This window comes from Pseudomonas sp. SD17-1 (assembly GCF_029201585.1).
Classification (GTDB): domain Bacteria; phylum Pseudomonadota; class Gammaproteobacteria; order Pseudomonadales; family Pseudomonadaceae; genus Aquipseudomonas; species Aquipseudomonas palmensis.
In genome coordinates, this window is sequence record NZ_CP104044.1 from 5,436,388 (window position 1) to 5,449,575 (window position 13,188).

A 13,188-nucleotide genomic window follows, 5' to 3' on the forward strand; every position below is an offset into this window, starting at 1 on the left:
GCCTCTTACTTTCTGAGCAGGCGCAAGCCGTTGAATACCACCAGCAAGCTCACGCCCATGTCGGCGAACACCGCCATCCACAAGGTCGCCATGCCGGTGAAGGTGATCGCCAGGAAGATCGCCTTGATGCCCAGGGCCAGAACGATGTTCTGCACCAGGATCGCCGCGCTTTGCCGCGAGAGCCTGACGAACGCCGGGATTTTGCGCAAGTCGTCATCCATCAGTGCCACGTCTGCGGTTTCGATGGCGGTGTCGGTACCGGCCGCCGCCATGGCAAACCCGATCTCGGCCCGCGCCAGCGCCGGGGCATCGTTGATGCCGTCGCCGACCATGCCGACCCGATGGCCCTGGGCGTACAGGTCTTCGATGGCCTTGAGCTTGTCGGCCGGCAGCAGGTTGCCGCGAGCCTCATCGATGCCCACCTGCGCTGCGATGGCCTCGGCGGTGTGCGGATTGTCGCCGGTGAGCATGACGGTCTTGATACCCAGTGCATGCAACTGCGCAATCGCCTCGCGGCTGCTTTCCTTGACCGTATCGGCCACGGCGAACAGCGCCAGCGGGCCGGAGGCGTCGAGCAGCAGCACCACGGTCTTGCCCTGGCGCTCCAGCTCATCGAGCTGGGCTTCCAGTTCGGGCGAGCACAGGCCCAGTTCCTCGACCAGGCGATGGTTGCCCAGGTGGTACAGCACGCCGTCGATCCTGCCGCCCACGCCACGGCCCATCAGGGCCTGAAACTCGCTGACCTCGGCCAGCGGCTGATCGGCGTACTGCTGTGCGATGGCCATCGACACCGGGTGATCGGAACGAGCGCCCAGGCTCGCGGCGATGTGCTGGGCGCGGTCTTCGAAGCGCGCATCGAGCACGCGGTAGTCGGTTTGCACCGGTTTGCCGTGGGTGATGGTGCCGGTCTTGTCCAGCGCCAGGAAGCTGAGCTTGCGCCCGCCCTCCAGGTACACGCCGCCCTTGATCAGGATGCCCTTGCGCGCTGCGGCGGCCAGGCCGCTGACGATGGTCACCGGGGTCGAGATCACCAGCGCGCACGGGCACGCCACCACCAGCAGCACCAGCGCACGGTAGATCCAGTCGAACCACAGGCCGCCGAAGAACAGCGGTGCCACCACGGCCACCGCCAGTGCCAGCACGAACACCACCGGGGTGTAGATGCGCGAGAACTGGTCGACGAAGCGCTGGGTCGGGGCGCGGGCGCCCTGGGCTTGCTCCACGGCCTTGATGATGCGGGCCAGGGTCGACTGGCCGGCGGCGGCGGTCACGCGGTACTCCAGCGCACCGGACTGGTTGATGGTGCCGGCGAACACCTTGTTGCCGGGGCCCTTCTCCACCGGCAGGCTTTCGCCGGTGATCGGCGCCTGGTCGATGCTGGACTGGCCTTGCAGCACTTCGCCGTCCAGGCCGATACGTTCGCCTGGGCGCACGCGCACGGTGGCGCCAAGGGCCACCTGGCGCACGTCGACCTCCTGCCATTGGCCGTCGGCCTGGCGCACGGTGGCCAGGTCCGGGGCCAGTTGCATCAGGCCGCCGATGGCGTTGCGTGCACGGTCCAGCGAGCGCGCCTCGATCAGTTCGGCCAGGGTGAACAGCACCATCACCATGGCCGCTTCCGGCCACTGGCCGATCAGCACGGCGCCGGTCACGGCGATGCTCATCAGTGCGTTGATGTTCAGGTTGCGGTTCTTCAGGGCAATCCAGCCCTTCTTGTAGGTGCCCAGGCCGCAGCCGAGAATGGCCGCCAGCGCCAGCAGGGCCACGGCCCATTCCGGGGCGGCATTGGTGAAGTGGACGATCTCGGCGGCGAGTGCGGCGACACCGGACAGCGCCAGCGGCCACCAGGCTTTCTTCGGCGCAGCCCCTGCACCGCTGCCGGCCTCGCCCGCATCGTCGAGCGGTTCGGCGTGCATGCCCAGCGAGGTGATCGCCTGCTCGATGCCGCGGGTGTCGGGGTGGGTATGCGTGACGCCGAGGATACGGTTGATCAGGTTGAATTCCAGCTGCTCGACGCCGTCGAGCTTGCCCAGCTTGTTCTGGATCAGGGTCTGCTCGGTCGGGCAGTCCATGGCCTCGATCCGGAAGCGGCTCAGCCGCGCATCGCTGCTGGTGGTTTCACGCAGCTGCACCGGGGCCGGTGCGGCGGCGCCGGAGCAGCAGCTGCCGTGGGCAGGCGCGGGGCTGGCGTGGTCGTGGTCCGCGTGGTCGTGGGCATGATCGTGGCTATGTTCATGCTTGTGATCATGCGCGTGGCCGACGTGGTCGGGGCTGACAGGCTGGTTCATGTGGTTCATCCCTAAAGGTCCTGTTGCCAAGTGAACACCCTGTAGCCACTATAGGGTCAAGCAACCAACCGAGGTATTTTGCAGATGAAGATCGGAGAGCTGGCCAGGGCCACCGACTGCCCGGTGGAAACCATTCGCTACTACGAGCGTGAAAGCCTCTTGCCAGAGCCTGCGCGCAGCGAGGGCAACTACCGGCTGTATACCCAGGCGCACGTGGAGCGGCTGACCTTCATCCGCAACTGCCGCACGTTGGACATGACCCTGGAAGAGATCCGCAGCCTGCTGCGCCTGCGCGACAGCCCGGAGGACCAGTGTGAAAGCGTGAATGCGCTGATCGACGAGCATATCCAGCACGTGAAGGCGCGCATCGACGGGTTGGTGGCATTGCAGGGGCAGTTGCTGGAGTTGCGCCAGCATTGCCGGGCGCAGGAAACGCAGTGCTCGATCCTGCAGCATCTGGAGGTGAACGGTGCGGTGACAGCCCCGGAGGCGGAGCATTCGCATGTGGGGCGCAGCCATGGGCACTGACTGAGGGCCCTTTCGCCAGCAAGGCTGGCTCCTACAGGGGATCGCGGTGATCCTTGTAGGAGCCAGCCTTGCTGGCGAAGCGGTATGGCGCGCTTACACGGCCATCCTTCGTCTGCGATCACATGGGTCAAAAAATTTCCAGTCTAAATGCTTTCAGAACTATCCTACGCAAGCTGCCACCCTTTCTCCGTTGCTGAGAAGGCACATCAAGGCTAGTTTTCCCTAGTCGTCGATTTGGCGACCGGGTGTGAGAGCCCGTCCTTGACCTGATGGCAGCTTTGTCATGGCAGCTGTGCGCGGGCAGACTTTGGTCTGGCCGGGTTCCTAGGTCTCCGGTCTCTCACCCCGCGTACGGCTGCCACCCTACATCCTGTGAGAGGGATTGGGCGGTAGCTCCTGAGTGAACCTAGGAGTTACGCCATGAAAAAGATCGTCCCCGATCCGCCTGTTCTACACCCATTCACCAGCCCCTACTTCTCCATCCACAGCGACCTCGTTACCGCTGACTCCCTTGCCTTCGCTAGCGAATTGATGCGCGGCATCCATGAAACCACCAATGAATTCTGTAGAACCCACGCCAATGATCCAAGCCACAGTATGCTGCTGAGTGTGCTGCATTCGGCCGAGATGGCTAAAGCGTTGGTAGAGCATGCACTAGCCAACCTGCTAACTCTGGAACAAGGATTTCTGCATGAGTAACGGCCCGCAAGCTGGCACAGGCGAGACGATAGGTGCCGCGACGTTCATTCGAAGCCAAAACCCACCTACAGAACTCTTCCGAATCGTCCCCGGCATCCCCTGCGATTACGCACTGGAGCAGGCTTCGATCATGCTCGGCTGCGTGCACAAGCTCATTCTGAACGGTGTGATGGATGACGATGGCGCAGCGGTGTGGGCAGCTTATTACCTCAGCGGGTTCGCCAAGGCGCTGATCGATGATGCGGAGTTGGGGATGAAGCAGGCGTAACGGCGCATTGTGCGCCAAGGCTACAAACTGGACGTTAATTGACAGCCCTTTCGCCAGCAAGGCTGGCTCCTACAGGGGATCGCGGTGATCCTTGTAGGGGCCAGCCTTGCTGGCGAAGCGGTATGACGCGCTTAGACCGCCATCGGCGCCGTCATCGGCGCATGGTGCTCGTAGCCTTCCAGGCTGAAGTCGCTCGGCTCGATCTTCTCCAGCCACTCCGGCTCGTACACACCCGTCTTGGCATACTCCGGCACGCGGTCGGAGATCACCAGCCTGGGCGCCGCCAGCGGCTCGCGCTTGAGCTGTTCGGTGAGCATGTCCAGGTGGTTCTCATACACGTGCGCATCACCGATGAAGTAGGTGAACCAGCGCGGCGTGTAGCCGGTCAGGCGGCCCACCAGCGACAGCAGCGCGGCGCCTTCGGTGAGGTTGAACGGTGTGCCCAGGCCCAGGTCGTTGGAGCGGATGTAGAGGGTCAGGGAAATCTCCTTGGTCTCCACGTTCGGGTGAAACTGATACAGCAGATGGCACGGCGGCAACGCCATCTCGTCCAACTGCGCACAGTTCCAGCCATGGAACAGGATGCGGCGGCTGCCCGGGTCGTTGTGGATGGTGTCGATGCACTGGCGAATCTGGTCGATGGCCTTGTACAGCACCACGAACGCCTCGCCCTCTTCTTCTGCCTCGGCAATCTTCACGAAGCCATTGCTCTGCGCCAGCTCGATGGCCGCCGGGTTGCTCAGCGGGATGCGCTTGTAGGCCGGCCACTGGCGCCATTGCACGCCGTAGATCTCGCCCAGGTCGTCATGCCCCTGGCGGAAGGGGTTGGCCAGCCACTGGGCGTTCTCGTTGGCGTTCTGGTCCCAGACCTTGCAGCCCAGTTCACGGAATTCGCCGGCGTTCTTCACGCCACGCAGAAAGCCCACCATCTCGCCGATCGCCGACTTGAACGCCAGGCGGCGGGTGGTGATGGCCGGGAAACCCTTCTGCAGGTCGAAACGCAGCATGGCGCCCGGCAGGCTGATGGTGCGCACGCCGGTACGGTTGCCCTGCAGGGTGCCGTTCTCGATCACATCACGCACCAGCTCTAGATATTGCTTCATGTCTTACCTGTCTCGATACCGGCAGGGGCCAGGCCCCTGCCGGGAAAATTAAAGCGCGGCGCCCTTGGCACTCGGCGCGCGGCGGTAGGCCAGCCAGATCAGCGCGATACCGGCGACGATCATCGGCACGCACAGCACCTGCCCCATGGTCAGCCAGCCGAAGGCCAGGTAACCCAGCTGCGCATCCGGCACCCGCACGAACTCGACGATGAAGCGGAAGATGCCGTAGAACAGCGCGAACATCCCGGAAACCGCCATGGTCGGGCGCGGTTTACGCGAGTACAGCCACAGAATCAGGAATAGTGCCACACCTTCCAGGGCGAACTGGTACAGCTGCGACGGGTGACGCGGCAATTGCGCCGGGTCGCTGAACGGCGGGAACACCATGGCCCACGGCACGTCGGTGGCCTTGCCCCACAGCTCGGCGTTGATGAAGTTGCCAATGCGCCCGGCACCCAGGCCGATTGGCACCAGCGGCGCAACGAAGTCCATCAGCTCGAAGAACGACTTGTTGTTGCGCTTGCCGAACCACAGCGCCGCCAGCATCACGCCGATGAAGCCGCCATGGAACGACATGCCGCCCTTCCACACCTCGAAGATCAGCGTCGGGTTGGCCAGGTACGCGCTCAGGTCATAGAACAGCACGTAGCCCAGGCGCCCGCCGACGATCACGCCCATGGACAGCCAGAACACCAGGTCGGAGAGTTTCTCGCGGCTCCAGGTGGGGTCGAAGCGGTGCAGCCGGCGCGACGCCAGCAGCCACGCGCCGCCGATGCCGATCAGGTACATCAGGCCGTACCAGTGGATTTTCAGCGGCCCGATGGCCAGTGCCACGGGATCGATCTGCGGGTAAGGCAGCATGGTGACTCCTCTCGTTAAAGCAAAAAGCTCAGGCCTACACAGAACAGCAGTGCGGCGAACAGCCGCTTGAGCAGGCGTGGCGACAGTTTATGCGCCAGGCGCGCACCGAAACGGGCAAAGAACATGCTGGTCAGGGCAATCCCGAGCAGCGCCGGCAAATACACGAAGCCCAGGCTGTTGGGCGGCAGGTGCGCCTCGTCCCAGCCCAGCACGATGAAACTCAGGGCACTGGCCACCGCAATCGGAAAACCACAGGCCGAGGACGTGGCCACCGCCTGCTGCATGGGCAGGCTGCGCCAGGTCAGGAAGGGCACGGTGAGCGAGCCGCCGCCGATGCCGAAGATCGCCGAGGCCCAGCCCACCACGCCGCCGGCGGCGGTCAGGCCAAGCTTGCCGGGTACGCCGCGGCTGGCCTTGGGCTTGAGGTCCAGGGCCATCTGCACGGCCACCACCAGGGCGAACACGCCGATGATCTTCTGCAGGTGCGGGCCCTGGATCAGCGAGGCGGTCTTGGCCCCTACCCCGGCGCCGAGCAGGATGCCCACGGTCATCCACACGAAGATCGGCCACTGCACCGCGCCACGGCGGTGGTGCTCGAGGATGGCGTTGACCGAGGTGAAGACAATGGTCGCCAGCGACGTGCCGACTGCCAGGTGGGTCAGCACCGAGGCGTCGAAGCCCTGCAGGGTGAAGCTCAGTACCAGCACCGGCACGATGATGATGCCGCCGCCCACGCCGAACAGCCCGGCCAGTACACCTGCACAGGCGCCCAGCACCAGATAGATCACAAATTCCATTGTCGACCCCCAAAATCAGTTCGGCATGGTAACGGAAGGTGGGCCTGTGGCTCTAGTGAAGACACGTTTAGTCGATGGATAGCGAACGCCAGTGTAGGTAGAGTGGCTGAAAACACTGGGAGCGAACCTATGTGTCTGATTGCTTTTGCATGGCGCCCGGGGCATGCCCGGCCGCTGATCGTCGCGGCCAACCGTGACGAGTTCTATGCCCGCCCCAGCCAGGCGCTGGGGGCGTGGGAGGATGCGCCGGGGGTGTATGCCGGACGTGACCTGGAGGCTGGCGGCAGCTGGCTGGGGGTCGGACCGGGCGGGCGCTTTGCGGCGCTGACCAATATTCGGGACCCGCAGCAGGCGCAGGGTGCGCGCTCGCGCGGCGAGCTGGTGGCGGGGTTTCTGCGCGGCGAGCTGGGGGTGGAGGCTTACCTGGACCATGTGGCCAGCCGCAGCAGCCAGTATTCGGGATTCAACCTGCTGGTAGGGGACGCCGGGCAGCTGGGGTACCTGAATGCGCAGGAGGCGGCGCCGGTGCTGCTGGGCGAGGGGGTGTACGGCTTGTCGAATGCCGGGCTGGATACGCCGTGGCCGAAACTGCTGAAGATGCGGGCTGCGCTCGAAGACCAGCTGCAGGACCCGCGACCACAGCGGCTGCTGGCGTTGCTGGGGGATGAGCAGCAGGCCGAAGAGGCCGAGCTGCCGCAGACCGGTGTGGGGCTGGCGACCGAGCGGTTACTGTCGAGCGTGTTCATTGCCAGCCAGAACTACGGGACGCGGGCGAGTACGGTGTTGATTGTCGAGGCGGATGGCAGCAGGTTGATGGTGGAGCGCAGCTTCGGGCCGTTTGGGGGGCAGTTGGGCGAGGTCACCCTGCAGGTTTGACGCTTTCGCCGGCAAGGCCGGCTCCTACATCGACCTCCTGTAGGAGCCGGCCTTGCCGGCGAAGGGCCGCGAAGCGGCCCTGGCTTCACAGGGTCTTGGAAGCCCCAGGATTGATCATCCGTGACAACCCCAGGTTCTTCAGCGCCAGTTGCAGCGAGCTGTGGATAACCTGCGGGTTATCGATACCCATCGCCTGCTCCAGCAATTCCCTGGATTTGCTCATGCTGATCTGACGCAGCATCCATTTCACTTTCGGCAGGTTGGTGGCGTTCATCGACAGGCTGTCGAAGCCCATGGCCATCAGCAGCACCGCCGCTGCCGGGTCGCCAGCCATCTCGCCACAGATGCTCACCGGCTTGCCCTCGGCATGCGCCGCGGTCACCACGTGCTGCAAGGCCTGCAGCACCGCAGGGTGCAGGTAGTCATAGAGGTCGGCCACCCGCGGGTTGTTGCGGTCGACCGCCAGCAGGTACTGGGTCAGGTCGTTGGACCCCACCGACAGGAAGTCGACCATGCGCGCCAGCTCGCGGGTCTGGTAGACCGCCGCCGGAATCTCGATCATGACCCCCACCGGCGGCATCGGCACGTCGGTGCCTTCGTCGCGCACCTCGCCCCAGGCGCGGTGGATCAGGTGCAATGCCTCTTCCAGTTCGTGTATCCCGGAGATCATCGGCAGCAGGATGCGCAGGTTGTTCAGGCCTTCGCTGGCCTTGAGCATGGCGCGGGTCTGCACCAGGAAGATCTCCGGGTGGTCCAGCGTCACGCGGATACCGCGCCAACCCAGGAACGGGTTGTCCTCCTTGATCGGGAAGTACGACAGCGCCTTGTCACCCCCGATGTCCAGGCTGCGCATGGTCACCGGCAACGGGTGGAAGGCCGCCAGTTGCTCGCGATAGATCGCCAGCTGCTCCTTTTCGCTGGGGAAGCGCTGGTTGATCATGAACGGCACTTCGGTACGGTACAGCCCCACCCCTTCGGCGCCGCGCTGCTGCGCCCGCGCCACGTCGGCCAGCAACCCGGTGTTGACCCACAGCGGCATGCGATAGCCATCGAGCGTCTCGCACGGCAGTTCGCGCAGGGCGTCCAGGCCCTGGGCCAGCTGGCGCTCCTCCTCGACCACTTCGGTGTAGTGCTTGCGCAGCACTTCGCTGGGGTTGGTGTAGACGTCGCCCTTGTAGCCGTCGACGATCATCTGGATGCCGTCGACCTTCGAATACGGCAGGTCGACCAGGCCCATCACCGTGGGGATGCCCATGGCACGCGCCAGGATCGCGACGTGGGAGTTGCCCGAGCCGAGAACCGACACCAGCCCCACCAGCTTGCCTTCGGGTACTTCGCCGAGCATGGCCGGGGTCAGCTCTTCGCTGATCAGGATGGTGTTGTCGGGGTACACCAGGGTCAGCTGGCGGGCTTCCTGCAGGTAGGCCAGCAGGCGCCGGCCGAGGTCTTTGACATCGGAGGCGCGCTCGCGCAGGTAGGCGTCGTCCATCAGCTCGAAGCGGTTGACGTGCTCGCCCACCACCTGGCGCAAGGCGCCCTGGGCCCACTGGCCGGTCTTGATGACCTCCACCACCTCGCCGCCCAGGGCGACGTCTTCGAGCATCATCAGGTACACGTCGAACAGCGCACGCTCTTCGGGGCGCAGCTGGGTGGCGAGCTTGGCCGAGAGGTTGCGCATGTCGCTGCGCACGCCTTCGAGGGCGTTGTTGAACAGTTTGAGTTCGGCGTCGATGTCGGTGACGGTCTTGTCCGGCACCACATCCAGGTCGGCCGGCGGCAGCATCACCACCGCCGTACCCACCGCCGCGCCAGGCGAGCCCGGCACGCCGACGAACTTGGCTTCCTGGATACCCTTGCCCTGGCGCCCCAGGCCGCGAATCGAGCCGGTGGCCTCGGCATGGGCGATAACCCCGGCCAGCTGCGCACTCATGGTGACCAGGAAGGCTTCTTCGCCCTCGTCGAACTGGCGACGTTCCTTCTGCTGGATGACCAGCACGCCCACCACGCGGCGGTGGTGGATGATGGGTGCACCGAGGAAGGAGGCAAAGCGCTCTTCGCCGGTTTCGGCAAAGTAGCGATAACGCGGGTGATCGGCGGCGTTTTCCAGGTTCAGCGGTTCTTCGCGGGTACCCACCAGGCCCACCAGGCCTTCGTTGGGGGCCATGCTGACCTTGCCGATGGAGCGCTTGTTCAGGCCCTCGGTGGCCATCAGCACGAAGCGGTTGCTCTCCGGGTCGAGCAGGTAGACGGAACACACCTGGCTGCCCATGGCTTCTTTGACGCGTAACACAATGATCCCCAACGCCGTCTTGAGATCCTTGGCGGAGTTAACTTCCTGGACGATCTTGCGCAGCGTATTGAGCATGGCTCGGGGTCGAACTCCGTCGTCAGTCGCGCGCCAGCAGGCGCGGGGCAAGCTCTTTGAGAGCGCGGCGGTAAACCTCGCGCTTGAATGTCACCACCTGGCCCAACGGATACCAATAGCTGACCCAGCGCCACCCATCGAATTCCGGTTTACCGGTCAAATCCATCCGCACCCGCTGCTCGTTGGACACCAGGCGCAGGAGGAACCATTTCTGTTTCTGGCCGATGCACAGCGGTTGGCTGTGGGTACGCACCAGGCGTTGGGGTAAACGATAACGCAACCAGCCACGGGTGCAGGCAAGAATTTCAACATCCTGCCGCTCCAGGCCCACTTCTTCATTCAGCTCGCGGTACAGGGCGTCTTCCGGCGTTTCCTCGGGGTTGATCCCGCCTTGTGGAAACTGCCAGGCATCCTGGTTGATCCGTCGAGCCCATAGCACCTGCCCGAGATCATTGGTCAGAATGATCCCGACATTGGGGCGAAAACCATCGGGGTCGATCACGGCAGCAACCTCGCAAACGCATGTCGCCGCATTGTTCCACAAAGCTTGCAACGCCAGCAACGCGCCGCTCCACCTTATGTGCATAGCAGATAAAAGTCCGTATTCTGTGGGCCTTTTCAGATGTTATGCGAGTGACTTCGATGCGCCTGGCTTTATTCGATCTGGACAACACGCTTCTGGGTGGCGACAGCGACCACGCCTGGGGCGATTACCTGTGCGAACGCGGGATTCTCGACCCCATCGCCTACAAGAACCGCAACGATGCGTTCTACCAGGACTACCTGGCCGGCAAGCTGGACCAGGGCGCCTACCTTGAATTCACCCTGGAGATCCTGGCCAGGACCGAAATGGCGCAACTCGACGAATGGCACCGCGACTTCATGCGCGACTGCGTCGAGCCGATCATCCTGCCCCAGGCCCTGGCGCTGCTGCAAAAGCACCGTGACGCGGGCGACAAGCTGGTGATCATCACCGCCACCAACCGCTTCATCACCGGCCCGATTGCCCAGCGCCTGGGCGTTGAGACCTTGCTGGCCACCGAGTGCGAGATGGTCGATGGTCGCTACAGCGGGCGCAGCATCGACGTGCCGTGCTTCCGTGAAGGCAAGGTGACGCGCCTGAACCGCTGGCTCGAAGAGAATGGCTTGAACCTGGACGACAGCTACTTCTATAGCGACTCGATCAACGACCTGCCGCTGCTGGAGCAGGTGGCCAACCCGGTGGCGGTGAACCCGGACCCTACCCTGCGTGCCGAAGCCGAGAAACGCGGCTGGCCGGTGATCAGCCTGCGCGATTGAGGTGTGACCATTCGCCGGCAAGGCCGGCTCCTACAGCGCAACGGGTGTAGGAGCCGGCCTGGCCGGCGAAGGCATCAGACGGGTTTTGCACCCATCAGCCCGGCAATCGCGATGAAGCACACGGCGCAGAACACCGCCAGGCCCAGCGTCACCTTCGGGTTGCCTGCGCCCGGCGCCGTGCGCAGCCGGTTAAGGCGCACACTCAGCCAGAACCAGCTGAACGCCCCCACCGTATAGATCAGGCTGGAGCCCAGCACCCAGGTCTGCCCCAATGGCCAGCCGATCAGGTGCACCAGCCACCAGCCACTGAACGGCATGCTCACCAGGCATACGCCCATCAGCAACCATACGAACAGCAAAGGCCGCTGCAACAGGCGCGTGTGCGCAGTCACGTCACCCTTGCGTCGTGCCAGCCAGACCCACAGCGCCAGGCCCAGGGCACTGCCCAGCAGCACGACCGTGGCCAGTACGTGGGCGATTTTCAGGCTTGTCAGCAATTCCATGTCTTCTTATTCCTCAGGCGTTGCCCAACAGCGTAGCCGTTCAGCCCAGAAACAGCCGGTACGCCGGGTTGTCGGTTTCATCCCAGTACGGGTAGCCGATCTTGGCCAGTGCCGCCGGCACCAGGTGGCGCTCATCATCCGGCACCTGCAGCCCGGCCACCACGCGACCATCGGCCGCGCCATGGTTGCGGTAGTGGAACATCGAGATGTTCCAGCGCCCACCCAGCTTGTTGAGGAAGTTGAACAGCGCCCCCGGCCGCTCAGGGAACTCGAAGCGCAGCACCAGCTCGTCGCTGACCCGCGCCGCGTGCCCGCCCACCATGTGGCGGATGTGCAGCTTGGCCAGCTCGTTGTCGGTCAGGTCCAGCACCGGAAAACCCTGCGCGGTCAGGCTGTGCAGCAGGGCACTGCGCGGGTCGGTGTCGGGGTGGGTCTGCACCCCGACAAAGATGTGCGCCTCGCCGTCGGCGTGGTAGCGGTAGTTGAATTCGGTGATCTGGCGCTTGCCGATGGCCTCGCAGAACGCCTTGAAGCTGCCCGGCTGTTCGGGGATGGTCACTGCGATGATCGCCTCGCGGCCCTCGCCCAGTTCGGCGCGCTCGGCCACATGGCGCAGGCGGTCGAAGTTCACGTTGGCACCGGAGTCGATGGCCACCAGGGTCTGCCCGGTCACACCTCGCAGCTCAACGTACTTCTTGATGCCGGCAACGCCCAGCGCGCCGGCAGGTTCGGTGATCGAGCGGGTATCGTCGTAGATGTCCTTGATGGCCGCGCAGATCTCGTCGGTGCTGACGGTGATCACCTCGTCCACATGATCCTTGCAGATGTCGAAGGTGTGCTGGCCGATCTGCGCCACCGCCACGCCATCGGCGAACAGGCCCACCTGCGGCAGCACCACGCGCTCGCCGGCGGCCATGGCGGCCTGCAGGCAGTTGGAGTCGTCCGGCTCGACACCGATCACCTTGATCTCGGGGCGCAGGTATTTGACGTAGGCGGCAATGCCGGCGATCAGGCCGCCGCCGCCCACCGGCACGAAGATCGCGTCCAGCGGCCCGGGGTGCTGGCGCAGGATCTCCATGGCCACGGTGCCCTGCCCGGCGATGGTGTGCGGGTCGTCATAGGGGTGGATATAGACGAAGCCCTTTTCGTCCACCAGCTTGAGCGAGTAGGCCAGCGCCTCGGGGAACGAATCGCCATGCAGCACCACCTTGGCGCCCCGCGAGCGCACGCCTTCGACCTTGATCTCGGGGGTGGTCTTGGGCATCACGATGGTGGCCTTGATCCCCAGTTCACGGGCGGCCAGCGCCAGGCCCTGGGCATGGTTGCCGGCCGAGGCGGTGACCACGCCCCGCGCCAGTTCCTCGGCGCTCAACTGCGCCAGCTTGTTGTAGGCGCCGCGGATCTTGAACGAGAACACCGGCTGCAGGTCTTCGCGCTTGAGCAGCACGTGGTTGCCCAGGCGCTTGCTGAGCTGGCCGGCCGGTTGCAGCGGGGTTTCGACGGCGACGTCATAGACGCGCGAGGTGAGGATCTTCTTGACGTACTGTTCGAGCATCGGGAACGCATCACTGGGCAGCTGGGCGGGGCCTCGGAGTCTACCG

Annotated in this window: 13 protein-coding genes; 5 read left to right on the top strand and 8 right to left on the bottom strand. The window is 64.6% G+C overall.

The features are described from left to right. Positions 1–5: 5 nt before the first annotated feature. Positions 6–2,288: a heavy metal translocating P-type ATPase gene (locus N0B28_RS24860; RefSeq protein ID WP_275729420.1), complete on the bottom strand. Its 2,283-nt coding sequence runs from the start codon at positions 2,286–2,288 to the stop codon at positions 6–8. Positions 2,289–2,372: 84 nt separating this feature from the next. Between N0B28_RS24860 and cadR the strand changes: the two genes are divergently transcribed. From cadR to N0B28_RS24875, 3 genes are all read left to right on the top strand, one after another. Further along, positions 2,373–2,816, top strand: a complete 444-nt coding sequence (gene cadR, locus N0B28_RS24865) for a Cd(II)/Pb(II)-responsive transcriptional regulator (RefSeq protein ID WP_043863455.1) — start codon at positions 2,373–2,375, stop codon at positions 2,814–2,816. A 420-nt stretch (positions 2,817–3,236) separates the two neighbouring features. After that, positions 3,237–3,515, top strand: coding sequence for a hypothetical protein (locus N0B28_RS24870; RefSeq protein ID WP_058541768.1), 279 nt, complete (start codon positions 3,237–3,239; stop codon positions 3,513–3,515). Then, on the top strand, positions 3,508–3,783 hold the full coding sequence (locus N0B28_RS24875; RefSeq protein WP_058541767.1) for a DUF3077 domain-containing protein: 276 nt from the start codon (positions 3,508–3,510) through the stop codon (positions 3,781–3,783). The genes N0B28_RS24870 and N0B28_RS24875 overlap by 8 nt, the downstream gene beginning before the upstream one ends. 131 nt (positions 3,784–3,914) lie before the next feature. On the opposite strand, the gene N0B28_RS24880 is transcribed toward N0B28_RS24875, so the two are convergent. Genes N0B28_RS24880 through N0B28_RS24890 form a run of 3 tightly spaced genes read right to left on the bottom strand, consistent with a single transcriptional unit; the run spans position 3,915 to position 6,544 of the window. Further along, complete coding sequence (locus N0B28_RS24880) at positions 3,915–4,886, bottom strand: thymidylate synthase (protein WP_088514635.1); 972 nt, start codon at positions 4,884–4,886, stop codon at positions 3,915–3,917. 48 nt (positions 4,887–4,934) lie between these two features. Next, complete coding sequence (lgt, locus tag N0B28_RS24885; RefSeq protein ID WP_088514634.1) at positions 4,935–5,747, bottom strand: prolipoprotein diacylglyceryl transferase; 813 nt, start codon at positions 5,745–5,747, stop codon at positions 4,935–4,937. A 14-nt stretch (positions 5,748–5,761) separates the two neighbouring features. Beyond that, entirely contained in the window at positions 5,762–6,544 is a 783-nt protein-coding gene (locus tag N0B28_RS24890; RefSeq protein ID WP_088514633.1) for a sulfite exporter TauE/SafE family protein, read from the bottom strand. Between the two features lie 129 nt (positions 6,545–6,673). On the opposite strand from N0B28_RS24890, the gene N0B28_RS24895 reads away from it, so the two are divergent. Next, positions 6,674–7,420 (top strand): NRDE family protein, encoded by a 747-nt coding sequence (locus N0B28_RS24895; protein ID WP_054915521.1) that lies wholly within the window; start codon positions 6,674–6,676, stop codon positions 7,418–7,420. An 85-nt stretch (positions 7,421–7,505) separates the two neighbouring features. Here N0B28_RS24895 and ptsP read toward each other — a convergent pair whose 3' ends face one another. Together ptsP and N0B28_RS24905 are read right to left on the bottom strand one after the other, a co-directional pair. Next, positions 7,506–9,785, bottom strand: coding sequence for a phosphoenolpyruvate--protein phosphotransferase (ptsP, locus tag N0B28_RS24900; protein ID WP_043863450.1), 2,280 nt, complete (start codon positions 9,783–9,785; stop codon positions 7,506–7,508). 22 nt (positions 9,786–9,807) lie between these two features. Beyond that, positions 9,808–10,287: an RNA pyrophosphohydrolase gene (locus tag N0B28_RS24905; protein ID WP_043863449.1), complete on the bottom strand. Its 480-nt coding sequence runs from the start codon at positions 10,285–10,287 to the stop codon at positions 9,808–9,810. A gap of 140 nt (positions 10,288–10,427) precedes the next feature. On the opposite strand from N0B28_RS24905, the gene N0B28_RS24910 reads away from it, so the two are divergent. Beyond that, positions 10,428–11,084 (top strand): HAD family hydrolase, encoded by a 657-nt coding sequence (locus N0B28_RS24910; protein WP_043863448.1) that lies wholly within the window; start codon positions 10,428–10,430, stop codon positions 11,082–11,084. Between the two features lie 74 nt (positions 11,085–11,158). On the opposite strand, the gene N0B28_RS24915 is transcribed toward N0B28_RS24910, so the two are convergent. Beyond that, positions 11,159–11,587 carry a DUF2269 family protein gene (locus N0B28_RS24915; protein ID WP_058541766.1) on the bottom strand — a complete coding sequence of 143 codons (429 nt, stop codon included), beginning with the start codon at positions 11,585–11,587 and terminating at the stop codon, positions 11,159–11,161. A 40-nt stretch (positions 11,588–11,627) separates the two neighbouring features. Beyond that, complete coding sequence (ilvA, locus tag N0B28_RS24920) at positions 11,628–13,142, bottom strand: threonine ammonia-lyase, biosynthetic (protein WP_054915520.1); 1,515 nt, start codon at positions 13,140–13,142, stop codon at positions 11,628–11,630. Positions 13,143–13,188: the final 46 nt, after the last annotated feature.

Coding starts and splice junctions, on each gene's coding strand:
- N0B28_RS24860 (WP_275729420.1), bottom strand. CDS start 2,288: ATGAACCAGCCTGTCAGCCCCGACCACGTCGGCCACGCGCATGATCAC.
- cadR (WP_043863455.1), top strand. CDS start 2,373: ATGAAGATCGGAGAGCTGGCCAGGGCCACCGACTGCCCGGTGGAAACC.
- N0B28_RS24870 (WP_058541768.1), top strand. CDS start 3,237: ATGAAAAAGATCGTCCCCGATCCGCCTGTTCTACACCCATTCACCAGC.
- N0B28_RS24875 (WP_058541767.1), top strand. CDS start 3,508: ATGAGTAACGGCCCGCAAGCTGGCACAGGCGAGACGATAGGTGCCGCG.
- N0B28_RS24880 (WP_088514635.1), bottom strand. CDS start 4,886: ATGAAGCAATATCTAGAGCTGGTGCGTGATGTGATCGAGAACGGCACC.
- lgt (WP_088514634.1), bottom strand. CDS start 5,747: ATGCTGCCTTACCCGCAGATCGATCCCGTGGCACTGGCCATCGGGCCG.
- N0B28_RS24890 (WP_088514633.1), bottom strand. CDS start 6,544: ATGGAATTTGTGATCTATCTGGTGCTGGGCGCCTGTGCAGGTGTACTG.
- N0B28_RS24895 (WP_054915521.1), top strand. CDS start 6,674: ATGTGTCTGATTGCTTTTGCATGGCGCCCGGGGCATGCCCGGCCGCTG.
- ptsP (WP_043863450.1), bottom strand. CDS start 9,785: ATGCTCAATACGCTGCGCAAGATCGTCCAGGAAGTTAACTCCGCCAAG.
- N0B28_RS24910 (WP_043863448.1), top strand. CDS start 10,428: ATGCGCCTGGCTTTATTCGATCTGGACAACACGCTTCTGGGTGGCGAC.
- N0B28_RS24915 (WP_058541766.1), bottom strand. CDS start 11,587: ATGGAATTGCTGACAAGCCTGAAAATCGCCCACGTACTGGCCACGGTC.
- ilvA (WP_054915520.1), bottom strand. CDS start 13,142: ATGCTCGAACAGTACGTCAAGAAGATCCTCACCTCGCGCGTCTATGAC.